Annotated in this window: 17 protein-coding genes and 2 pseudogenes; 8 read left to right on the top strand and 11 right to left on the bottom strand. The window is 72.6% G+C overall.

Annotated features, from left to right (window positions below; all coding sequences use genetic code 11):
* Positions 1–125: 125 nt before the first annotated feature.
* The 6 genes from EDD32_RS03635 to EDD32_RS03610 all read left to right on the top strand — a co-directional run bounded on the left by EDD32_RS03635 (position 126) and on the right by EDD32_RS03610 (position 6398).
* Positions 126–1196: a zinc-dependent alcohol dehydrogenase gene (locus EDD32_RS03635; RefSeq protein WP_246005963.1), complete on the top strand. Its 1071-nt coding sequence runs from the start codon at positions 126–128 to the stop codon at positions 1194–1196.
* Positions 1197–1464: 268 nt separating this feature from the next.
* Complete coding sequence (locus EDD32_RS03630) at positions 1465–2022, top strand: ABC transporter substrate-binding protein (RefSeq protein WP_123914693.1); 558 nt, start codon at positions 1465–1467, stop codon at positions 2020–2022.
* Between the two features lie 295 nt (positions 2023–2317).
* Positions 2318–3958, top strand: a complete 1641-nt coding sequence (locus EDD32_RS03625; protein ID WP_123914691.1) for a coiled-coil domain-containing protein — start codon at positions 2318–2320, stop codon at positions 3956–3958.
* A complete protein-coding gene (locus tag EDD32_RS03620; RefSeq protein WP_123914689.1) occupies positions 3955–5061 on the top strand; it encodes a coiled-coil domain-containing protein in 1107 nt (368 codons plus the stop codon). Before EDD32_RS03625 ends, EDD32_RS03620 begins: the two co-directional genes overlap by 4 nt.
* Positions 5062–5269: 208 nt before the next feature.
* Positions 5270–5779, top strand: a complete 510-nt coding sequence (locus EDD32_RS18715; protein ID WP_170175192.1) for a CAP domain-containing protein — start codon at positions 5270–5272, stop codon at positions 5777–5779.
* Positions 5780–5891: 112 nt separating this feature from the next.
* Positions 5892–6398: a hypothetical protein gene (locus EDD32_RS03610; protein WP_123914687.1), complete on the top strand. Its 507-nt coding sequence runs from the start codon at positions 5892–5894 to the stop codon at positions 6396–6398.
* Positions 6399–6456: 58 nt separating this feature from the next.
* On the opposite strand, the gene EDD32_RS03605 is transcribed toward EDD32_RS03610, so the two are convergent.
* The 5 genes and pseudogenes from EDD32_RS03605 to EDD32_RS03585 all read right to left on the bottom strand — a co-directional run bounded on the left by EDD32_RS03605 (position 6457) and on the right by EDD32_RS03585 (position 11245).
* A complete protein-coding gene (locus EDD32_RS03605; protein WP_123914685.1) occupies positions 6457–7089 on the bottom strand; it encodes a nucleoside/nucleotide kinase family protein in 633 nt (210 codons plus the stop codon).
* The gene (locus EDD32_RS03600) at positions 7086–7970 is read right to left on the bottom strand and encodes a PfkB family carbohydrate kinase (RefSeq protein ID WP_123914683.1); all 885 of its coding nucleotides are present in this window, start codon (positions 7968–7970) and stop codon (positions 7086–7088) included. Before EDD32_RS03600 ends, EDD32_RS03605 begins: the two co-directional genes overlap by 4 nt.
* A 176-nt stretch (positions 7971–8146) precedes the next feature.
* Positions 8147–8965, bottom strand: a pseudogene (locus EDD32_RS03595) (ATP-binding cassette domain-containing protein); the annotation flags it as partial.
* A complete protein-coding gene (locus EDD32_RS03590) occupies positions 8962–9999 on the bottom strand; it encodes an ABC transporter permease (protein ID WP_123914681.1) in 1038 nt (345 codons plus the stop codon). The pseudogene EDD32_RS03595 and the gene EDD32_RS03590, both read right to left, overlap by 4 nt.
* 229 nt (positions 10000–10228) lie before the next feature.
* Positions 10229–11245, bottom strand: coding sequence for a substrate-binding domain-containing protein (locus EDD32_RS03585; RefSeq protein ID WP_123920134.1), 1017 nt, complete (start codon positions 11243–11245; stop codon positions 10229–10231).
* 161 nt (positions 11246–11406) lie between these two features.
* On the opposite strand from EDD32_RS03585, the gene EDD32_RS03580 reads away from it, so the two are divergent.
* On the top strand, positions 11407–12411 hold the full coding sequence (locus tag EDD32_RS03580) for a LacI family DNA-binding transcriptional regulator (RefSeq protein ID WP_123914679.1): 1005 nt from the start codon (positions 11407–11409) through the stop codon (positions 12409–12411).
* 22 nt (positions 12412–12433) lie between these two features.
* Here EDD32_RS03580 and EDD32_RS03575 read toward each other — a convergent pair whose 3' ends face one another.
* From EDD32_RS03575 to EDD32_RS20090, 3 genes and pseudogenes are all read right to left on the bottom strand, one after another.
* Positions 12434–13894, bottom strand: a complete 1461-nt coding sequence (locus EDD32_RS03575) for a cell wall-binding repeat-containing protein (RefSeq protein WP_123914677.1) — start codon at positions 13892–13894, stop codon at positions 12434–12436.
* The gene (locus EDD32_RS03570) at positions 13894–15321 is read right to left on the bottom strand and encodes a cell wall-binding repeat-containing protein (RefSeq protein ID WP_123914675.1); all 1428 of its coding nucleotides are present in this window, start codon (positions 15319–15321) and stop codon (positions 13894–13896) included. The genes EDD32_RS03575 and EDD32_RS03570 overlap by 1 nt, the downstream gene beginning before the upstream one ends.
* A gap of 252 nt (positions 15322–15573) precedes the next feature.
* Positions 15574–16514: pseudogene (locus tag EDD32_RS20090) on the bottom strand (NAD(P)-dependent oxidoreductase).
* A gap of 147 nt (positions 16515–16661) precedes the next feature.
* Between EDD32_RS20090 and EDD32_RS03560 the strand changes: the two are divergent.
* Complete coding sequence (locus tag EDD32_RS03560; RefSeq protein WP_123914673.1) at positions 16662–18116, top strand: NCS2 family permease; 1455 nt, start codon at positions 16662–16664, stop codon at positions 18114–18116.
* Between the two features lie 614 nt (positions 18117–18730).
* On the opposite strand, the gene EDD32_RS03555 is transcribed toward EDD32_RS03560, so the two are convergent.
* The 3 genes from EDD32_RS03555 to EDD32_RS03545 all read right to left on the bottom strand — a co-directional run bounded on the left by EDD32_RS03555 (position 18731) and on the right by EDD32_RS03545 (position 22945).
* A complete protein-coding gene (locus tag EDD32_RS03555) occupies positions 18731–19546 on the bottom strand; it encodes a nucleoside-diphosphate sugar epimerase/dehydratase (protein ID WP_170175191.1) in 816 nt (271 codons plus the stop codon).
* Positions 19547–19862: 316 nt separating this feature from the next.
* Complete coding sequence (gene manA, locus EDD32_RS03550; RefSeq protein ID WP_123914669.1) at positions 19863–21074, bottom strand: mannose-6-phosphate isomerase, class I; 1212 nt, start codon at positions 21072–21074, stop codon at positions 19863–19865.
* 206 nt (positions 21075–21280) lie between these two features.
* Positions 21281–22945, bottom strand: coding sequence for an IS1634 family transposase (locus EDD32_RS03545; protein WP_123914667.1), 1665 nt, complete (start codon positions 22943–22945; stop codon positions 21281–21283).
* Positions 22946–23079: the final 134 nt, after the last annotated feature.

Below are 23079 nucleotides of genomic sequence, written 5' to 3'. Positions count from 1 at the left end.
CGCGGGTGCGCACCGGAGCGGCCCTTGCACGTGATTGTCGCGTCCCGTCCTTGCTCGGTCTGCCTCCCTCGCCTACTCTCGTTCCAAGTGAGAAATACGTGTTCCATGGATAGAACGGAACGTCGATGACGACGACGGACACCACCATGCGCGCCCTGGTCCTGGAGGACTTCGGCGACCTCGTCCTCGTGGAGCGGCCACGTCCCGCACCAGGCCCCGGCGAGGCTCTCGTACGGGTCCTCGCCACCGGCATCTGCGGCTCCGACCTCCACGGGTACACCGGCGAGAACGGTCGGCGGGTGCCGGGGCAGGTCATGGGCCACGAGACGGTCGGCACGGTTGTGACGCTCGGTGACGCCGGACGGCCCGGTGCGGGGATCGAGCAGTCCCCCGTGCCCCTGGCCGAGGGAGACGTGGTGGTCCTCAACCCGACCCTCTCCTGCGGAGGGTGCGAACGGTGCGCCCGCGGGATGTCGTACATCTGCGCCGACCGCCGCGTCGTCGGGGTGGACCCGGCCATCTCCGCGGCGTTCGCCGACTACTTCGTCGTCTCGGTGGCCAACCTCGTGCCGTTCGGTGGGGAGACGCTGCACGGCGCGCTCGTCGAGCCGCTCGCCGTGGGCTACCACGCGGCGGTGCGCGGGGGAGTCGGGGCCGGTGACGACGTCCTCGTCCTCGGCGGCGGGCCCATCGGGCAGGCCGCGGCGCTGGCGTGCGCGCGACTCAGGGCTGCCTCCGTGACGGTCAGCGAGCCGGCTCCTGAGCGGCGTGAGCTGCTGGGCCGGCTCGGCGTGGACGTGCTCGACCCTGGCGCGGTGGACGTTGCCGTCGAGGTCATCGAGCGCACCGGCGGCCTGGGCGCGAGCGTCGTCATCGACGCCGTCGGCAGCTCCGCCACGCTCGGTACGGCGCTCGCCGCGACCACGGCGGGTGGGGTCTGCGTCCTCGTGGGGATGGCGGCCCCCCGGGTGGAGCTCGACGCGTTCGCCGTCTCCACCTTCGAGCGCACGATCGTCGGGACGTTCTGCTACTCGGCGGCCGAGTTCGCCGAGACGGCGCGGTGGGCCCAGGACCACCCCGAGCTCCTCCGGGCGCTCGTGTCCCGGACCGTCCGCGCGGAGGACGGCCCGGCCGCCTTTGCCGCGATGGCGGCGGGCGACAACCCGGCCGGAAAGGTGCTGGTCACCTTCGCCTGATCGCGCGCCCGGCAACCGACACTGGCTCCGCTCCCGTCCTCCACGCGTCGATCTATCAGGAGGCGCAGACAGCCCTGGTCCTGTGCAATGGCTCCATCCGAACCGGTCGAAGCGGTCAACTCCCACGTCAGAGCGCAGTTGAAGCCCCCAGGTTGCGCGGCATCACAATGTGATTACGGTTGTGGTCTGGTTCACCAATTGGGGGATCGCCAAGCCAGATGCATGGTATAGCGACTCACCCGTCGCGCTGATGCAAGGGAGCAACGTGATGAACGTCAGAACCAAGATCCTCGGTGCGGCTACCGCCGCCTGCCTGGGTGTCGCCGTCGGCGCCGGCCCGGCCACCGCTGCGCCCGCCGCTGTCGCTCCGTCGGCGGTCTCCGCCAGCGCCCACCAGGTCCTCGAGGGCCCCCTTGAGGTCACCGGTACCGACCAGCTCGGTAACGCCTTCACCGGTGAGATCACCGACCTCACCGCGTTCGTCGACGACGGCGTCCTCATGGTCACCGGAAGCATCACGGACACTGTGACTGGTGAGTCCGACACCTTCACCACGACGGTGGACGACCTCTTCGCCACCGGCGACGGCTCGGGCGGACGTGGTGACTGCCAGATCCTCAACCTGGACCTCGGCCCCCTCGACCTTGACGTCCTGGGTCTGATCGTCGAGCTCGACCCCATCGTCCTGGACCTCTCGGCCGACCGGGGCCCGGGCAAGCTGGTCGGCAACCTGCTGTGCGCCGTGACCGGTCTGCTCGACGGCGGCGGCCCGCTCACCGGCATCACCGCCCTGCTCAACCGCCTCCTCACCGGCCTCGGCCTGTAAGGACGGCGAACCCGGCTCGCAGAGCCGACGAGGATGCCCGGACGACAACTCGTCCGGGCATCCTCGTGCTCGGCGGGTGTCCCAGCGTGCTCGGCGGAGGATCTCTCCCGGCCCGGGGCAGCGCCAGGGCACGTGTAACGTTCCGGATGAGGCGCGACCCCGTCACCTCACCCACCCAAGACGCAGCAGTCGCGCGGCGGCAGCGCAGGGCCGAGCCGCCGCCAGATCGACAGGACCGGTTGGACCCATGACCCCGAGCCAGGCACCCCGGCCGGTGCCCGCTCGTCCCCCGTGGATGCCTGCCGAGACACCGCCGCCCGTCCGCCCGGTGTGGCGGACCCTCGTGCACGGGCGGAACGCCGCCCCGCCTGCGCCGGTCGAGGACGCCGTCGAGGATCGTCTCGAGGAGCCGGTCGACGACGACGCCCCCACCGTGCCAACCGGTCGCCCGCCCGCCGAGCCGGACGAGAAGGCGCCGCCGGTCGACCTGGTCGAGGAACCGTCGCCGCCGGCCGAGGGCGTCGAGGAGCGGACCTCGCACGCCACGTCGGCTCAGCCGACCACCGTCCTCCTGCCACCACCGCCCACGCCGGCCGACGAAGCGGTCAACCTCCTCACCCTCGCCGAGCGCAGCGCCGAGGCCGTCCGCGCCGAGGCCGCCAGGCTTCGCGAGGAGGCCGAGAGCCTGCGAGCCGAGGCTGAGCGCCTCCACCGCGCGGCCGAGCAGCAGCTCGAAGCGGCGCAGGAGGAGTCGGCCGACGTCATCCGGGACGCGGGGGAGCAGGCCGCCCTGGTGCTCGCGACCGCCTCGCGCTCCCGCGACGAGATCCTCGCCCAGGCCGAGGTGGCCGCGACCGAGATCCGTGCGGCGGCCGGGCGGGTGGTCGCCGGGAGCCAGGAACGCGCGGAACGGCTCGTCGACGATGCCGCCGCCCGGAGCCGGCGGATGCTCGACGACGCCGAGGCCGCCGTCGCGTCCCGGACCGCGGCCCTCGAGGCCAAGGAGCAGCAGGTCCTCGCCGACGCGTCGCACGAGGCGGCGCGGATCCTCGGCGAGGCCCGCGACGAGGCCGAGCAGGTCCTCGCCGCCGCGCGGACGACGGCCGCCGAGCTCGGCGCCGAGGCGGCCGGTGAGCTGGAGCGGGCCCGGCTCGACGCGCAGACCGAGCGGGAGGGCGCGCGCGACGACGCCCGGCGCACCCGCGAGGACGCCACCGCGGACGCCCAGCGCGAGATCGCCGAGGCGCAGGAGCAGACGGCGTGGGCCCGGCGCACGGTCGACGGCCTCCTCGCCGCGGCCGAGGCCGAGGCCGAGCGCACCCGCGCCCGTGCGCACGCCGACGGCGCCGCCGCGGTCCGCGAGGTCCGCGAGCGTCTCGAGGAGGTCCTGGCCCGCAGCACCGTCACCGTGAACGACCGCCTGGCCGCGGCCGACGCCGACGCCGCGGCCCTCCGGACGGAGGCCGAGGAGGTCGTGCGCGTCGCCCGCGACCGGGCGGCCGCGGACCTCGCCGAGGCGCAGCGGCAGGCGGAGCAGGTCCGCGCCGAGGCGGAGGGCCGCGCCACGGCGATGCTCGACCGTGCCGAGCGCCGGCTCACCCAGGCCGAGGCCGGCGCCCGGGTGCTGCGCGAGCAGGCCGCCGAGCAGACCGGCGCCGCGCAGCGCGAGGCGCAGGAGCGTCGCCAGGAGGCCCGGTCGGAGGCCGCCCGGCTCCTCGCCGACGCCCGCGAAGAGGCGGACGACGTGCGGACCAGGGCCGCGCGCCTGCTCGCGGACGCCCGCGCCGAGGTCGACCTCCTCACGCGCCGTCGTGACCGCATCACGGCCGAGCTCGGCCAGCTCTCCGGCGTCATCGACGCCCTCGCCGTCCCCGACCGAGCCGTCCCCACCCAGCCGCACGATCCTGCCCACCACGAGAGAGAGCCAGACGCATGAGCAGCACCTCTTCCACCCCCGCCTTCCGCACCGTGCTGCGTGGCTACGAAGCCGGCGAGGTGGACCGCCACCTGGGCGAGCTGCACGAGCAGCTCCGCGCCGAGCAGCAGCGCGCCGACGAGGCGCAGCAGCGCAGCGACCAGATGGCTCGCCGGGCGGCGGACCTCGAGCGCCGCCTCGTCGCCGTGGAGCAGGCGGCCGCGGAGCGTGCGGCCCAGCCCGCCGAGGAGCCGGTGTTCACGGCTCTCGGCAGGCGGGTCGGCCAGATCCTCCAGCTCGCCGACGACGAGGCCAACGCCCTGCGCGCCGGCGCCAAGCTCGACGCGGACGCGTTCCGCGGTGACGCCGAGGAGGCCGCCGCGGTCCTGCGGGCCGAGGCCGACCGGTACGCCGCCCAGACCCGCAGCGCCGCCGAGACCGATGCCGCGCTCGCCCTGGAGGAGGCCCGACGCCGCGCGGACGAGATCCTCGACGAGGCCGCGCAGGACGCGACCGCCCGGCGCGAGGAGGCCGAGGCGTTCTACGAGCGGCAGCGGGCGAACTCCGCGCAGGCGGCTGCCGACTTCGAGACCACGCTCGCCCAGCGGCGCGAGCGCGCCGAGCAGGACTTCGCCGAGCGGGCCGCGGCGGTGGAGCAGCAGGTGAGGATCCTCGAGGAGCGGGCGACCGCTGTGCACAACGACGCCGAGCGGGCCCGGTCCGAGGCCGACCTCAACGCGCGCCGCGCGCTCGAGGACGCGCAGCAGCACGCCCAGCAGCTCGTCGCCGAGGCCAAGGCCCGCGCCGAGCGGATCCGCGCCGAGTCCGAGCGCGAGCTCGCCGCGGCGATGAACCGCCGCGACAGCATCAACGCCCAGCTCGCGAACGTCCGGCAGATGCTCGCCACCCTCAGCGGCGGCACGGTCCGCCTTGACGAGGTGGTCGACGCCCCGCCCGCCCCGCCCGCGGAGGACACCGCCGAGGAGTCCGACGCCGAGCCCGACATCACCGAGGAGCTCGACGCCACGGAGGAGTCCGACGCCGAGCGCGTGGATGAGCAGGACGGTGACCCTGTCGTCGCGGAGTCGTCCGACGTCGAGTCGGAGCGGTCGAGCGATCGTTGAGGGCGCTCGGACGCCGCCGCGGTCGGAGACGCCGTGGGGGCGTCGGGATGTGTTTTTCGGAAGAGTGGGGCAATCGAACACCGTGCGGTCGAAAGGTAGCGGAATGTTCGATTGCCCGACAGGGCGCCAACACCATCCCCCCGCCGCGACCCACGACCACACGGTTCATGCTCTTCACGGTCACGGTCACCGTTCAGGGGAGGCAGTCATGAAGGCACGGTTCGTCGGTCTGGTGACCACCGTAGCCATCCTCCTGATCGGGTGCTCAGCCGCTCCGGAGTCGTCCGCCCCGGGAACCTCGGCGACGGCGGACCGGGCAACTGACCCGCCCGCCTCGGCGACGGTGGACCCGGCCGCCTACGCCGAGGACCTCCTCATCCGTACGAACGACGAGCGCACCGGCCTGGACCTGGAGCCGCTCGAGCCGTCGGAGTGCGCCGAGCAGGCGGCCACCGAGCGGGCCGAGGCGCTCGTCGGCGGCGGTGAGCTCGTCCACGCGCCGATGCAGTCCCTGCTCGAGGAGTGTGGCGTGGCCCGGGCGGCGGAGAACCTCGTCCGGTCCGACGCCACGGCCGCCGAGGTCGTCGCGGCCTGGATGGACTCACCCGGCCACCGCAACAACATCGTCGACCCCGACATGACCGCCCTCGGGATCGGCTGCGTCCCCGATGGCACCGAGCTGCTCTGCAGCCAGATCTTCCTGCGTCTCGGCGACTGAGGTCGGCGCGAACCGGTCCCGGCGGCGGCGCCCACCGCGCGACCGGCGCCCCGCCCGGTTACGTTCGATGGCACGACATCGACCACACTCCAGCACCCGGAGAGGAAAATCCATGAGGACATCCCGTGCCTGGACGGTCCCGGCGACGGCGGCGCTGCTCCTTGCCCTGGCCGGCTGCTCCGACGGCCCGGCCGGTGACGAGCCCGCGCTCGGCGACGAGGAGACCGCGCCCGCCTCGCCGGCCGAGACGCCGTCGGGGGAAGCCGCCTACGACGGCGACTACGACTCGGCCTTCTACGACAAGCTCGCCGACTACGACGGCGAGGAGGTCACGGTCGTCGGCGTGGTCGACGAGGTGCTCTCGCCGACGGCATTCACCATCGTGGGACCGGAGGACACCGAGGTCGGACCCCTGCTCGTCGTCGACGTCGGCGCCGTCACCGCGGCCGACCCGGGCTCCGAGGTGACGGTGGCGGGCGTCGTCCACGAGGCCTTCGACCTGGAGGTGATCGAGGAGGAGTTCGCCACCGACCTCGACGACGAGCAGATGGCTGACTGGGAAGGCGGCCCCTTCCTCGAGGCGCTCATGCTCGACCTCGCCGAGGGCGACTCCGAGTAGGCCGTCGCCCAGCCGCACGCTGCCGGGTCCGTCGCGCCCGCGTCCTGCCGGACCCCGCCTATCGCACGACGAGATCGGCCAGGTCCCGGGTCGCGGCGATGATCTCCGCGTTGCGCTGGTCCGAGCCCGTCGACCGCTCGTGGGCCTCGGCGCGCGACCGGCCGAACCGCTCGTGCCGGGCGATGAGCCGGGCGAGGCGTTCGTCGTCGTCGGGCTCGACGTACCAGCACTCGTCCAGGAGTGGGCGGACGGCACCCCAGCCGCCCTCCTCGACGAGGAGGTAGTTCCCCTCGGTGATGACGAGCGGCACCTCCCGCGGGACGGGCACCGACCCGGCGATCGCCTCCTCGAGCGACCGGTCGAAGAACGGCGCGTAGACCACCGGCTCGTCCGCCGCGCGCAGCCGCCGCAGGAGCGCGACGTACCCCAGCGCGTCGAACGTGTCCGGGGCGCCCTTCCGCTCCCGCGAGCCCAGCCGGCGCAGCTCGGCCTCGGCCAGGTGGAAGCCGTCCATCCCGACGAGCCGGGCCCGCTCACCGAGCGCCTCGGCGAGGACCTCGGCCAGCGTCGACTTCCCCGCGCCGGGCGGGCCGGTGATCCCGAGGATCCGCCGGCCGCCACGCTCCGCGAGGGCTCGCGCCCGGTCGAGCAGCACCGGGTCGAGAACCAGGCTGTGGTCCGTGCGGGTCATGCGGTGCCTCCTCGGGCGACGGTGAGCAGTTTTGGGTCGGTCAGCCAGGACCGCGGTCCGACGTGGCCGACCTTGAGCGAGGCGACGCGGACGGCGAGCCGGAGCGCCTCGACGGGGGATTGTCCCTCCGCGACGCCGAACGCGTACGCGCCGTGGAGCACGTCGCCTGCCGCCAGGGTGTCCCGGGCGACGACGGCGGGAGCCGGGACGGTGCCGCTGCCGTCGCGGCTCCACCACCGCAGCGGATCCGCCCCGGCCGAGACGGCGACGAGGGCGGGGCCGTCGTCGAGCAGCCCGGGACCGGGTGGCTCACCGCCCGGCAGCCGGAAGTCCGACGAGCAGATGACCACCCTCGCCAGCGGGAAGACCTCCGCCAAGACCGGCTTCCAGCTCCCGGCGTCGACGACGACCGGTGTGCCGGCCCGGTGGGCCGCGGTGACCGCGGCGAGCGCGAGCCGGGGGTGGTGCCCGTCGACGAGGACGACGTCGGCCTCCGCCGCCAGCTCGCCCAGCTCGGCCGGGACCTCCACCTCCACGCCCTCGGCGTTGCGGGAGACGACCGAGCGCTCGCCGGTGGCGTCCACCACCGTCACGGCGGACAGGGCCGGCCGGCTGGTGCCGGCGGTGTCCGCGTCGACCACCTCGACGCCGTGGTCGGCGAGGTCGCCGCGGACCAGCGCCGCGAGTGGGCCGCCGCCGACCACGCTGAGGAGCGTCGCCCGGCCGCCGAGCGCGGCGAAGGTCACCGCGGCGTTGGTCGCCGGGCCCCCGGCTGAGACGTCCGCGCGCAGGGAGACGACCTTCTCGTTCGGCCCCGGCGCCCGCTCGACCCGCTGGACGACGTCGACCGTGGCGAGCCCGACGAACAGGCCCGTGGTCACGACCGCGTCTCGCCGTCGCCGTCCGGCCCGGCGCCGTCCGCCCCGTCCGGCCCGGCGCCGTCCGCCCCGTCCGGCCCGGCGCCGTCCGCCCCGTCCGGCCCGGCGCCGTCCGGCCCGGCGCCGTCCCGGTCGGTGCGCCGTCGCTGGCTCGCCCGCTCGTCGTAGTGGCTCCGCCCGCCGACCTCCTCAGGCCTCGCCGCACCGGTCATGATCGCCACGGCGTCGGCCATGGTGTGGGTGCGCGGGCTCACGACCGCCACCCGGCTGCCGAGCCGGTGGATGTGGATGCGGTCGGCGATGTCGAACACGTGCGGCATGTTGTGCGAGATGAGCACGACCGGCAGGCCGCGCCCGCTGATCCGGCGGATGAGGTCGAGCACCATCCCGGACTCGCGCACGCCGAGCGCGGCGGTCGGCTCGTCCATGATCACGAGCTTGGTCCCGAACGCCGCCGCCCGAGCCACCGCGACGCTCTGCCGCTGCCCGCCGGACAGGCTCTCGACCGGCTGGCGCACGTCGGGGATCCGCACCCCCAGCGCGTCGAGCTGGCTCTGGGCCTCGGTGCGCATCGCCCGCGCGTCGACCACGCGCAGCAGCTTCCCGATCGGGCCCGACCGGCGGATCTCGCGCCCCAGGAACAAGTTGGAGGCGATGTCCAGCGCGGGTGCCACGGCGAGGTCCTGGTAGACCGTCTCGATGCCCATGGCGCGGGCCTCGATCGGGGAGCGGAAGGTCACGCGCTTGCCGTCGATGAGGATCTCGCCGTGGTCGGGCACCACGGCGCCGGACAGCGCCTTGATGAGGGTGGACTTGCCCGCGCCGTTGTCGCCGATCACCGCGAGGATCTCGCCCGGCATCAGCTCGAAGTCCGCGTCGACCATCGCGCGGACGTGGCCGTAGGACTTGCTCAGCTTGCGCGCCTCGAGGACCGGCGTCCGGTTGTCGGTCCGCGGTGCCGCGGCGTCGGGGTGGTTGGTGTCGGTGGTGCTGCTCATCGTGCCGCCCTCCTTCGCGACGCCTGGTCCAGGGAGACCGCGACGATGACGAGTACCCCGGTGGCGAGGTCCTGGTACAGGTTGTCGATGCCCGCCTGGGTCAGGCCCGAGCGGAGGACGCCCACGATGAGCGCCCCGATGAGGGTGCCGACGACGCTGCCGCGGCCACCGAAGAGGCTCGTGCCGCCGATGACGACGGCGGTGATGCTGTCGAGGTTGGCGGTCTGGTAGGCGTTCGGGTCGGCGTTGGGGATCCGGCCCAGGGCCTGCCACGCGGCCAGCCCGTAGAGGGCGCCCGCCGCCACGTACACCGACAGGATCGTCCGGTTGACCTTGATGCCGACCAGCCGGGCCGCCTCCGGGGCGTTGCCCACGGCGTACACGTGCCGCCCCCACGCGGTCCGGGTCAGGGCGAACCAGAAGGCTGCGAAGACGACGATGAGCAGCAGGGTGCCCCACGTGATGCGGACCCCGCCGATGTTCGTGCCCTGGCCCCAGACCCGGAGCAGGGGGTCGGTCACCGGGTAGCTGCGCGACTCCGAGTAGAGCCGCGCCAGGGCGAACACGACGGTGAGCATGCCCAGGGTGACGATGAACGGCGGCAGCCCCAGCCGGGTGACCAGCGAACCGCTGATCGTGCCCAGCACGACCGTGATGGCCAGGCCGAGCACGAGAGCGACGAGCGGGTTGCCGCCGTCGACGACGTGCTTGGCCATGACGATCGTGCCGAGGACGGCGATGGCTCCGTTGGCCAGGTCGATGCCGGCGGTGAGGATGATGAGGGTCTGGCCCAGCGCGAGCGTGCCGATGACGATCGACTGCTGGAGGATCAGCGAGGCGTTGCCCGCCGTCGCGAAGGTGTCGGTCGTGAGGGTGAAGATCACGACGGCGAAGATCAGTGCGGCGAGCGGGCCGAGCAGGGGGTTGCGCAACGCTCGGCCGAGCGCCTCGCGCCTCTCCGTGTCCTTGGCCGGGACCCCTGGGTCCTTGGCCGGGACCCCTGGCGGAGTGCCGGCGGTGGTGGCGTCGGTCATGGTTCCGTCCTTGTCTCGTGGCGGGATGCGCGCCCGGGCGGCGGGATGCGCGCCCGGGCGGCGGGGTGAGGGCGCCCGGCCGGCGGCGGCCGGCGCGGTGGGAGGCGGACGTGCCTCCCACCGCGGCCGGCCGCGGTGCCGGCCGCGGTGCCGGCCGCGGTGCGGTCACCGGGGTCCGGTCAGCACGGTGCTGCCACCGGGGTGCGCTCACCTGGGTGGGGGAGCGGGGTCAGCCCCAGCAGTTGTCCAGGCCCCAGGCGGTGTCCTCGGACTCGATGCCCTCGACCGGGTTGTCGGTGATGACGACGCTGCCGGTGTCGACGAAGCCGGACGGCGCCTCGCCGCCCTCGGCGGCCTGGACGATGGCGTCGATGCCCTGACGCACCATCTCGGCCGGGAACTGCATGACCGTGGCGGCGTACTTGCCGTCGGCGACGTCCTGGACGCCCTCGCAGCCGCCGTCGATCGAGCCGATCGTGATCTGGTCGGTCAGGCCCCGGGCCTCGATGGCCGCGTAGGCCCCGCGCGCCGCGGGCTCGTTGATCGTGTAGACCGCGTTGGCGTCCTGGCTGCGCTGGAGCAGGTTCTCCATGGCCGTCTGTGCGGTGTTCTGGTCGCCCTGGGTGTTCTCCGCGCCCAGGATCGCCGGGTCGCCCTCCTCCAGGCCGAAGCCCTCGAGGAAGCCGTCGTGGCGGAAGGTGTCCACGGTGCCGCCCGCCGTGCCGTCGAGCATGATGAGCTTGGGCTCCTCGTCGCCGAGGACGGCCCTGACGTAGGCGCCCTGGAGCCGCCCGGCCTCGAAGTTGTCGGTGGCGAAGGTGGCGTCGACCGCGTCCTCGGGGTCGGTGGCGGTGTCGAGGGCGATGACGATGATGCCCTGCGAGCGGGCCTGCTCGATCGCGCCGAGCACGCCGCTGGAGTTGTTGGGCGTGACCATGATGCCGTCGACGCCCTGGGCGATGAGGTTCTCCATCGCCTGGACCTGGCCCTCGTTGTCGCCGTCGAACTCACCGGCGAGCGCGGTGAGCTCGACGCCCTGCTCCTCGGCGTACTCCGAGGCCACCTCGCGCATGGTCACGAAGAACGGGTTGGTCTCGGTCTTGGTGATGAGACCGATGCTGACGCCGTCGCCGCCGGTCTCCTCGCCGCCGCCCGTGGCGGCCGGGTCGTCCTCGGCCGAGCCGCAGGCGCTGACGCCGAGCGCGAGCCCGGTGACGGCGACGGCCGCGGCCAGCCGCCTGGGCAGCCGCCCTGATCGTCCGATGTTTCGCCGGTTGATGGTCACGTAGCGCTCCTTTGCGTTCGCCGGTGCCTCCGCACCGTTCGTGGTGGTCCGAGTGAAACAGGTCACACATGGCAGACGCAAGCGTTTGCGCAAACGCTTGTCCAGGGCGCATCCTCAGTGCCATGGTCACCATCACGGACGTGGCCCGCCGGGCCGGGGTCTCGGCGTCGACCGTCTCGCACGTGCTCAACAGCACCCGGTTCGTCAGCCAGGACGCCCGCGACCGGGTCCTCGAGGCGGTCGAGGCGCTGGACTACGTGCCCAACCACCAGGCGCGCGCCCTCGTGCGCTCGCGCACCCAGCAGATCGGCGTCGCGATGTCGGCGCTGACGAACCTGTACTTCGGCGAGGTGGTCCACGCCATCGAGGAGGCGGCGAGCGCCGCCGGCTACACCATCGTCCTGGCCGACACGCACGAGGACCCGGCCACCGAGGAGCGGGTCGTCGCGGCGCTGCGGGAGCGGCGGCTCGACGGCCTCGTCCTGGCGCCGTCGGCCGGGGCGGGGAAGGTGCTGGACCGCCTCGCCCGCAGCGGCCCGCCCACCGTGCTCGTGGACCGCTCCCCGGACCCGCGGTTCGACTCCGTCTGCAGCGAGAACGTCAAGCCCATGGCGCAGCTGGTCAAGCACCTGGCCGGGCTCGGCCACCGACGGATCGCCATGGTGGCGGGCATGCCGGGGCTGACCACGAGCGAGGAGCGCGTGACCGGCTACCGCGTGGGCCTCAAGGCCGCGGGGCTGCCCGAGATCGAGGAGCTGCTCGTGCCGGGTGACTCCGACGCCGCGCACACCCACGCCGTCGTCGACCGCCTGCTCGACCTGCCCGAGCCACCGACGGCGATCGTCGCGGCGCAGAACACGATGGTCATCGCGACGATGCGGGCGCTGAGGGCGCGAGGGCTGTCCGTCCCCGGTGACGTCGCCGTCGTCGGCTTCGACGACTTCGAGTGGGCCGACGCCTTCTCGCCCCGGCTGACCACGGTGGCGCAGGACGCCACCGCGATCGGCGCGGTCGCGGTCAAGCTGCTGCTGCGGCGGATCGCCGGCACGGAGGCGCCGCCGACGGCGGTCCGGGTGCCCGCGGCCGTGCGGCACCGGGACTCGTGCGGGTGCATCGACGCGGACTGACCGCCCGGCCGTCGCGGCGGCGTCAGCCGATCCGGCCCCCGTACGGCAGCAGATTCCCCGACCACACCGGCACGAGCTCGACGAACTTGCCCGGCGACGGCGCGTGGACGCGCATCCCGTTGCCGGCGTAGATCGCCGAGTGGTAGATCCCCGAGGGCTGGCCGTTGCTCGACCAGAACATCAGGTCCCCGGGCACCATCTCGTCCAGCGCCACCCGGCGGGTGTCGTACCACTGGTCCTTGGTCATCCGGCGCAGCTGGACCCCGGCCTGCTCGTAGGCGCGCAGGATCAGGCCCGAGCAGTCGTACGCGTCCGGCCCGGCCTGACCCCACCCGTACGGCTTGCCGATCTGGGTCTTGGCCCACTCGAGCGCGATCTTGCCGGCGCCCCTGCTCACCGGGGGCGAGGTGTAGGTGGCGTCGATCCGGCCGATCTCGTCCCACGACGGCGGCAGGGTGACCACCGGGTTGTCCGCGAGGATCGGGTCGGTCACCTGCCCGGCGGCCTGTGCGGCCACCGACGCCGAGACCGAGGCCTCGGACCCGAGCACGACCACCTTGCTCGCCCCCAGCCGGGCCAGCTCGGTGGCCACCGTGCCGGGGATCGCCGTCGGCGTGACCAGCAGCACCGGGCCGCCGTCGCGGCCGGCGACGGCGGCGCCGGCCAGGGCGTCGGGGAAGTTCCAGCCGGTGGTGAGGTACACGGTGTCCGCGCCGTCGGGGAAGGCCGTCGCGGACAGCTGGGCCGCGGTGGCGAACCGGTCGGTGCCGCCCACCCGGCTGACCGGGGCGTACCCGGCCAGCTCGGCCTCGATCTCGGTGCTCACCGACGCGCGGTCGCCCAGGATGACCAGGCGGCCCGGGCGCAGCGTGCGCAGGGCCTCGGCGACGGCGGGGTGAAGGCTGGTGCCGCCCACGAGGAGCAGCGGGTCGTCGCCGAGCCCGGCGACGGCGGCGCCGGCCAGGGCGTCGGGGAACTTGGCGCCGGCGGCGATGTACGCGACGTCGACGCCGGCCGGGAACGTCGAGGCCAGGCGCGCGGCCGTGGCGAACCGGTCGGCCCCGGCCACCCGGGTCACCCCGCCCGAGGTGTACGCCGCCAGCTGCTGCTCGACGCCGGTCGAGACGGTCTCCGGCCCGCCGAGGACGACGACGCGTCCGGGGTTGAGGCGGTCGAGCTCGGTCGCGACGGCGGCGGGGATGTCGGTGGGCCGCACGAGCAGGACGGGGGCGCCGTCGGCCGCGGCGCGCGGGGCGGCGGCGAGGGCGTCGGGGAACTTCACGCCGCTGACCACGTAGACGACTCCGACTCCGGGGGCGAAGCCGGCCCGGGAGACGGCCGCCGCCGTGGCGAAGCGGTCGCTGCCGGCGTACCGCTCGATCGTCGCGGGCGCCGCGCTCGCCGCCGGGGCCACCAGGGCGAGGACGGCGACCAGCGCCGAGACAAGGACGGGGACGAGGCCCCGGCGGGCCGGCGCGCGCATCAGCCGATCCTCGAGAGGGTGTCGACGACGCCGGCGCCGATGGAGTTCGTGTCGCCGAGCACGACGATCTTGCCGGGGTCCAGCCGCCGGAGCTCGTCGAGGATCCACGGCGGCACCGACGACGTCTGGCTGATGAGCACCGGCACCTCCTTCATGCCGGCCACCGGGGCCGCGGAGAGGGCGTCGACGTTCGTCTGGCCGTTGGCGACGTAGACCACCGGCAGGCCGGCGGGGAACGAGGCCCGGGACAGGGCGGCCGAGGTCGCGTAGCGGTTGTCGCCGGAGCGGCGCTCGACGGGCGCGTAGGTGCGCAGCTGGGCCTCGACGGCGCTGCTGACGGAGGCACCATCGCCGAGGATGACGATCTTGGCCGGCCGCAGCCGGGCGAGCTCGGTGGCGATGGGGGCCGGGAGGCCCCCGGTCTGGGTCAGGAGGACCGGGGCGCCGTCGCGGCCCGCGACCGGAGCGGCCGAGAGGGCGTCGACGAAGGTGAGCCCGTTGGCGATGTAGGCCACCTTCACGCCGGGTGCGAACGCGGCCCGCGAGATCGCGGCGGAGGTGGAGAAGCGGTCGGGGCCGGACAGGCGGGTCACCGGGCCGTAGGCGCGCAGCCGCTCCTCGACGGCGGCGGAGATCGACCTGGTGTCGCCGAGGACGACGATGCGCGCGGGGTTGAGCCGGTCGATCTCCGTGGCCGTGGCCGCGGGCAGCGAGCCCGCGGGGGTCAGCAGGACCGGGGAGCTGTCCCGCCCGGCCGCCGAGGCGGCCGAGAGCGCGTCGACCGAGCTCACGCCGTTGGCGAGGTAGACCGCCGGCACCCCCGGGGCGTAGGTGGCCCGCGAGATCGCGACCGAGGTCGCGTAGCGGTCGGTGCCCGCCAGCCGCTGGACCGCGGTGGTCACGGCCGGCTTGAACGTCACCGAGGAGGGGTACTGGGCGAAGTTCTGGGTGGCGTAGAGCCGGTCGCCCGACGAGGTCGCCGCCACGCCGATCCCGGCGTGGGTGATGTAGGGGTTGAGGATGTTGTTGCGGTGGCCCTCCGAGGCCATCCACATCTCCATGAACCGGTCGCCCGTGGCTACTGACGACGACGTCCACGCCACGTTCTCCGACGCCTTGAGCCACCCGGCCGGGTACTGGCTCAGGTAGCTCGGGTTGTGCGCCATGGTCCGGGTGGCGGCCTGCTGGGCGCTCCACGGCTGGGCCACCTTGTCGAGCTCGGGGATCCGCTGGAGCTGCGGCAGGCTCCGCTTGGCGCGCTCGGCGTTGACGAGGGCGAAGATCCGGTCCGCGACGTCGGCCGTGGAGGCCCGGGCCGGTGCCGCCACCGTCACCGACGCGAGCGCCAGGGCCAGGGCGACGAGCAGGGCGAGAGCAGCGAGTGGCAGGCGCCGCGCGGGCGCGGGTCGGGCGGTGGTGTACGTCATGACGGTCCCCCAGGACGGCCGAGAATCAAGGTCCCCGGCGCCCCCAGGAGCCGGTAACGCACATTTGCGAGGTCCGCAACTTTGCGCCAGGCGCGATGCTACCGGTGGGGCACGTGTTACTCGTGTGACTTCGGACTCGCGGAATCCCGCCAGAAAATGACACCGATGTGTTTCGGCAGGTCAGCGCGGAGGTGCCGGGAAGCGCTTCACGGAAAATTCATCCGCGAAGTCTCTTGACGAGTTCGGGCCGGCCTACCGCTCGACGACGTTGACGAGGTCCCGCCCGGCGAGGAACGCGGCCACGTTCGCCTCGATGAGTGCGTCGGCGCCCACCGGGCGGCCGCCCGCGCCGTGCGGGGTGATGATGAGGTTCGGGGCGTCCCACAGCGGGGACTCCGCGGGCAGGGGCTCGACGGCGGTGACGTCGACCGCCGCGCCCGCGATCCGGCCCTCGGTCAGGGCCGCGAGGAGGGCCTCCTCGTCCACGGTGGCCCCCCGGCCGACGTTGACGACGTACGCGTGCGCCGGCAGGGCCGCGAGCCGGGCGGCGTCGAGCGCCTTCTCGGTGGCGGGCGTCGCGGGCAGGATCATCACCAGGATGTCCGTGGCGGCGAGCTCGGCGTCGAGGTCGTCCTCGGCGACGACGTCGAACCCGGCCCGGGTGCCGGCGCTGCGGGCGGCCCCGCGCACGGTGGCCCCGAGTGCGGTGAGCACCGGCGCGAGGGTCTGGGCGATCCCGCCGAACCCCACAGCAGCACCCGCGCCCCGATGAGCGAGGTCACCGCGCCCTCGGGCCGCAGCGGCTGCAGGCCCCCGAGCTCGTCGGCCCACCGGTGCTCCTCCTGCGCGGCAAGCGCCGCGGGCAGCCGGCGCACCAGCGCCAGGGTCAGGGCCAGGGCGTGCTCGGTGACGGTGGCGTTGTGCAGGCCCACCCCGGAGGTGACGACGACGTCGTCGGCGAACCCGGCGGCGAGGACGGCATCGGGGCCGGCGGCGAGGGTCTGCACCCAGCGCACCGCGGTGAGGTCGCGGGCGGCGGCCGCGAGCGGCTCGGCCGGGTTCCCCCACACCACGAGCACCTCGGCGTCACGGTGCTCGGCGGGGATGACGTCCGTCACGTCGTAGAAGACCGCCTCGACGTCCTCGGGCAGGGCGGGGGACAGGGCGGTGGACGTCGGGAGCAGGATCTTCATGGGCACATCCTCCCAAAGCGCGCACCCGACCAGCTCCCGCCGTCCGCGGCGGACGCCCGGGGCACCCGACGCCGCCAGGTAACGAGCGTGTGAACGGCGTGAGCGCACCGTTCACGGCGGCTGGGAGGTGTGGGAGCATCCGTTCACGTGAGCACCCAGACCGTGGCGGCACGGAACCCGATCGACAAGTTCTTCCACATCTCCGAGCGCGGCTCGACCGTGGGGCGGGAGGTGCGCGGCGGCATCGTCACGTTCTTCGCGATGGCCTACATCCTCGTGCTGAACCCGCTCATCCTGTCCACCCCGGACTCCACCGGCACCTTCCTCGGCGGCGGCACGGACGGGGCGAACCTCGCCGCGGTCTCGGCCGGCACCGCGCTGGTCGCGGGCCTGATGTCCATCCTCATGGGGACAGCGGCAAACTTCCCCCTCGCGATCGCCGCGGGCCTGGGCATCAACGCCCTCCTGGCCTTCACGATCGTCCAGATGCCCGGCATGACGTGGCCGGACGCGATGGGTCTCATCGTCCTCGAGGGCCTCATCATCCTCGTCCTGGTGCTCACCGGGCTGCGCGAGGCGATCTTCAAGGCCGTGCCGCACCAGCTCAAGGTGGCCATCTCGGTGGGCATCGGCCTGTTCATCGCCCTCATCGGCCTGGTGAACTCCGGCATCGTGCGCCCCGGCGGCACCCCGCTGCAGCTCGGCGTCAACGGCTCGCTCACCGGATGGCCGTCGCTGGTGTTCGTCGTCGGCCTGTTCGTCATCGCGATCCTCATGGTCCGCAAGGTCCGCGGCGCCATCCTCATCGGCGTCGTCACCGCCGCGGTGCTCGCCGCGATCATCGAGGCCGTCGCCCACCTCGGCCCGCTCGGCGAGGACAACCCCGGCGGCTGGGGCCTGACCGTCCCCGCGCTGGAGGGCTCCCCGGTCCAGGCGCCGGACTTCGCGACGCTGGGCCAGTTCTCGCTCTTCGGGGCGTTCGAGAAGATCGGCTGGCTCGCGGCGCTGCTGCTCATCTTCTCGATCATGCTCGCCGACTTCTTCGACACCATGGGCACGATGGTCGCCATCGGCGCCGAGGGTGGCCTGCTCGACAAGGACGGCAACCCGCCCCACACCCGCCGGATCCTCGTGGTGGACTCCATCGCCGCGGCCGCCGGCGGCGCCGCGTCCGTCTCGTCCAACACCAGCTACATCGAGTCCGCCACCGGCGTCGGCGACGGCGCCCGCACCGGCCTGTCCTCGGTGGTGACCGGCATCGCGTTCCTCCTCGCGACGTTCCTCTCCCCGCTCGCGGCGTTCGTGCCCTACGAGGCGGCCACCCCCGCCCTTGTGATCGTCGGCTTCCTCATGATGATGCAGGTCACCGAGATCTCCTGGCGCGACGCCGCCATCGCGATCCCGGCGTTCCTCACCATCATCCTCATGCCGTTCTCGTACTCCATCACGGTGGGCATCGGCGCCGGGTTCATCGCCTACGTCGTCCTCGCCGCGGTCAAGAAGGGCGGCGCGAAGAGCGTGCACTGGCTCATGTGGCTCGTGGCTGCCGCGTTCGTCATCTACTTCGCGCTCGGTCCCATCGAGCAGGCGCTCGGGATCTGAGCCGCACCCGCACGGTCGGAGGACCGGCCCTCGCAGCATGACGCGAACGCTCCCGTGACGCCCTCACGGGGGCGTTCGCGATCCGAGGTGGTGCTCCTCGAGACTCGACAAGCATTCGGTGCGATGCCTGTTGTGGCCAGGGTCAAAGCTCAGGCGGACAGTTGGTGGATAGACGGCGGCCTCGCGCCGACAGAGTGGCCGCCGGCCGCTTCCATTCGGATGCAGGCGTTAAGGTCTCGGCAATGACGCAAAACAGAAAGCCCCGGGTCGGCTGATCGCCGATACCGGGGCTTCCCAGAGCCTTGGCTCCAACAACATGCACTGCCAGCGGTCGTTTGGAGCTCTCACGTGCCAGACAGTCTACGGGAGGACATCGGGTCGTGTCGACACCGGCGTGGGTGGAGCAGTGGCTTACTGCTGGACGCTTCCAGAAGTACTTGAGGGCTGCTGGCGGAGATCCCGCGCTCGCCCTGGCTATCTACGAGTGGAACTCCGAGATCGCCTCTGCGTTTCTGCGTGACCTCGGCCATCTCGGGGTGGCTGTGCGCAACGCTTATGACCGCGCGCTGCTGAACCACCCCGACACTGTCAACGGAGAGTGGCTCACCTCTGCGTCATGTGATCGACTGCTGCCTCCGCACCTCGCCACGGACAAGAACGGCAAGACGCAAGACAAGAACTCCACGCCACGATCGAACGTCAAGAAGGCAAGAAAGGACTCGGGATTCGATGACGGGGCCGTTCCGCGTGGAAAAGCGGTTGCCGAACTGATGTTGGGGTTCTGGTCGTACTTGACGGACGACCTGCACGAGAAGACTCTCTGGGTGCCAGCCCTGCACACCGCCTACGTCGCCGGCGCAGACAGGCAGAAGATCCGACCGGTTGCCGAGCACCGGCACGCCGTGCAGGGTGAGGTTGCGTTTGGCGGGGTCGTCGTCAATGAGACCGACGGCGCGGTAGGGCGAGTTTGCGTCGCGGTTGAGAAGACGCAGGAGCTGGTTCCCGGCGTCGCCGGCTCCGTAGACGAGCACAGGCTCCGCATTGGCCGACGACGGTCTTGAGCGCAGGCCCCACGCGCGGTAGAGCCACCGGGCCGCGCCCATGATCATGGCGGCCACCGGCGGCACCAGGACCGCAATCCCGACGGGGAAGTCGCCGTAGCCGAGAAGGTAGAAGACAAGCCCCAGCGTCCCGGCGACGAAAAGCGTGGACGCTGCGAGCGCCAACGGCTCTTCGAAGCTGCCGACGCGGTACCTGCCGCGGTAGAGCTTGAGAACGGTGCCGACGACGACCTGCAGGGCGATCGCGCCCGTCGCGTAGAGGAAGATCCTGTCCCACTGCGCATCCGTGAGGGCGAAGTCGTACCTCGAGCCGACCACGAGGAGGATGGCGCCGATCCATGCCAGTGCGTCCCAGAGGATCATGGTCATTCGCCGAAGCGCGACTATGGATGGCATTGCGAACGTGCTCCCTCGGTACCGCGAATCCGTGCGGTTGTGCGGCCCCCCGGCCTGATCGAACCCGCCGTGATCTTACGGGGCACCTGCCCGTTTACGGAACCGTGGGTCAGTATTCGGTCCGAGGGATCCGCCACACATCGCAAGAACTGGGGATGCGTCCTGTCTGTTTGTTCGGCGACGCTTCATGAACTGTTCAGGCGTGAAGAGCCCGATCGAATTTGCGGCACCGTAATGATTTACGCGCTTCAGCGGGGGGACGCCGTGACCGCGGGTGGTGCGGATGTGCCTACGGAACGTCCGCCTGGACGATCCGGCCCCGGCCGTGGCCGGTGAGGCGTCCCTCGTCGGCACGGACGAAGATCGCCTGCCCACGGCTGAGGCTCAACTTCCCGGTCGTCGAGGTGATCTCGATCTCTCCGTCGAGGCACACGATGATGCGCGGGCCGCGACCAGGCAGGGGGTGGTGCGGCTCTCCGTTCTCATCGGCCAGGTCGGTCACGGAGAGCTCGAAGTCGTCGACCGGTGCGTAGTACATCCGCGTGGCGCCGTGGAAGATCTCCGGCGCCGGCCGGATGGGGGGTGCGGCCACGTAGTCGACGCAGTCGAGCATCTCGTCGACGTCGATGTGCTTCTCAGTGAGGCCCGCCCGCAGGACGTTGTCCGACGAGGCCATGATCTCGACGCCCAGACCGTGCAGGTAGGCGTGGACGCCGCCGGCAGGGATGAACAGTGCGTCACCTGGCTGCAGGGTCACTGGGTTGAGGAGCAGCGTGGAGATGACGCCAGGGTCGCCGGGGAAGTCCTTGGCGAGGTGGACCACTGTGGAGTCGGCGCGGGGCGACGGTGAGCCGTTCTCGAGGCGCGCCGCGCACGCGGCGACCAGCTCCTGCACCTCGCCCGGGGTGGGACGTGTGCTGGGATCGAGCAGCGAGGTGAACGCCCACCGAACGCCAACCGCCGTCGGCTCGGCGTGGAGGAGGTCGCGCAGCCGACGGGCCAGCGGGGCGTCGAGGTCGGCGAGAAGCTCCACGGCTCGTCGCGGGGCGCGGAACCCGCACACGGCCTCGAACGTGTTCAGCGCGAAGACCATCTCCGGCTTGTGGTTGGGGTCGCGGTAGTTCCGCCGGGGGTCGTCCATCGCGATGCCGGTGGCGTTCTCCTCGGCGAACTTCTCCTGGGCGCGCTCGAGGCTCGGGTGCACCTGGAGGGAGAGCGGCTTGGCCGGCGCGATGAGCTTGAGCAGGTAGGGCAGCCGCGGGCCGAACCGGGAGACGACGTCCTCGCCGAGACACCCTTCCGGGTCAGCCTCGATGAGTGAGCGCAGGTCGCGTGGTGCGCCGCCGTCCCCGGCGTCGGCGAGCAGAGCCGGGGCGTCCGGGTGGGCGCCGAACCACAGCTCGGCCACCCGGCGGTCGGTGGGGGACTTGCCGAGCAGTCGCTGGATCGCCTCGAAGGATCCCCACGCGTAGTTCCGCTCGATCCCGGTCAGTCGCTGCATCGTCCCGCCCACCAGTGGTCTCCGGCATCGCGTCGACTCTCACGGGGCCGGCGCGGCTGCCGCCATGCTATCGGCGCCGCACCGGGGCGAGGTCGTACCTAAGGCCCTCCCCTGAATCAGAAAGAATCTCCGTCGAAGCACCCGTGTTTTCACCTGGGGTGCACGCGGGTGGAGAATTCCCTCCGCAATCTGGGACCTGAGTTCGGTCATTCGCTTAGTGCCTGAGTTTTCCCGGTCGTGAGGGCGTCGATGATGGTCCGTCGGTCGGGGTCGATGTGCGGCGGGATGGTTTGGGTGGCGCCGTTGGCCGTGATGGTCGCTGAGCGCAGCGGCCGGAGCTGGCGGATGACGTTGCGGATCGCGAGCCCAGAGCGGGCCTGGACCTCGCGGGAGACGGCCAGTGCGGTGAACACGATGGTCAGGTGGGCCTCGATCGCGTCCCGGGTCCGGACAAACATGGGCCGGGCGGCCAGATCGGTCTTGGACATCCGGAACGACTGCTCGACGTGCCAGAGCTCGTGGTACGACCCGATGACCTCACCGGCGGGCATCAGCCGGGCGGGGATGTTCGTGATGTAGCCCTTCAGCCCGACCAGGCGCCGCGCCCTGGCGAGGGCGGCCTCGTCCAGGCTGGGCGCGTCACCGGTGGTCTTGACGAACCGCGGGGTCCGGGTGGCCTTCTCCCCGGCGATGACTGCGCGGGCCCGGTTCTCCTGCAACGTCAACGTCTTCCCGTCCCGCGCCGCCCGCTTGGCCGAGTAGGCCCAGACCGCCCGCCACGACCCGGGGTGGCGGTCACGGTCCCAGATCGGCTCGACCTTGACCGCTTCGTTGTTCTCGCTGCGGTGCCGCCCGGTCCGGGGCGTGAGGGTGTCGATGACCTGGGCGTCGGTGAACGCGTCCCCGTGCCAGCGGAAGTGCGAGGCCAGGTCCAGCGGTGCCTTGGTCACCCGCGAGCCGACGATGAACCTGAGGTTCGCCTCCTCCAGAGCGGCCAGGTTGCCCGCCGAGAGCATCCCGGCGTCGGCGACGACGACCATGTCCTCGACGCCGTGCCGGTCCTGGAACTGCTTGACGATCGGCACGATCGTGGCGGTCTCGGCCTGGTTGCCCTCGTAGCAGCCGATCTCGAGCGGGAACCCGTGCCGGTCGACGAGCAGGCCGACGACGATCTGCGGGTCGACGCGGCGTTCCTTGGAGTAGCCGACCTTGCGCAGGTCGTCCTCCTTCTCCGCCTCGAAGTACAACGTCGTCACGTCGTACAAGCACAGCGAGACGTCACCGCTGGTCACCGCGTGGGTGAAGCACAACGCGGCGACCTTGTCCCGGTAGGCGCCGGGCCCCTCGCCGGCCGCGGCCCGGGCCAGGGTGCGGCGCATCGTCTTCTCACTCGCCGGCCTCACGCCGAGGTCGGTCAGCACCCGGGCGGTGTCCAGGATCGAGGTCGGCTCCACGATCCGGGCGATCACCAGGTCCCGGAACACCTCATCGCCCAGGGCGTCGAACCCCAGATCGGTGAACACCGCGGCGAGTGCGTCGTAGAGCACCCGAGAGGAGGTCGCCACCACCCGGGGCGGTGCGACCGGTCCCCGCCGCTCCTGTACCGGGGAGCCCGGCTCGCCGAAGAGAGCCGCCACTCCGGGCCGGCCGATCAGCGTCGTTCTGGGCGCCGCCGGCTCGAGGCCGAGGTCGAGCTGGTCCTGGCCCGGGTCGTCCAGCAGCTCCCGCGCCCGCTCGACGAGCAGCCCGAGCTCGGCCTCGGTATGCGCCGACCCGACGTGCACGACGATCCGCCGACGACCCCCGACGGACTCAGCGATCTGCACGGCCGTCGCCCCCGAGGCCGTCCGCACCCGCCGGATCCACGCCACAAACCCCACGGTAGAGCACCAATTAGTGCCTCAGAACCGCCTCCCACGCTCCCATCACCGCAGGTCAGCGAACTACGCGATCCCGGAACGCGACGCGGTGACCAAACTCAGGCGGGTGGAGAATTCCCTCCGCA

The organism is Georgenia muralis, assembly GCF_003814705.1.
Lineage (GTDB): Bacteria > Actinomycetota > Actinomycetes > Actinomycetales > Actinomycetaceae > Georgenia > Georgenia muralis.
The sequence above is the reverse complement of the archived record's forward strand: the minus strand, read 5'-3'. Positions and strand labels throughout refer to the sequence as shown.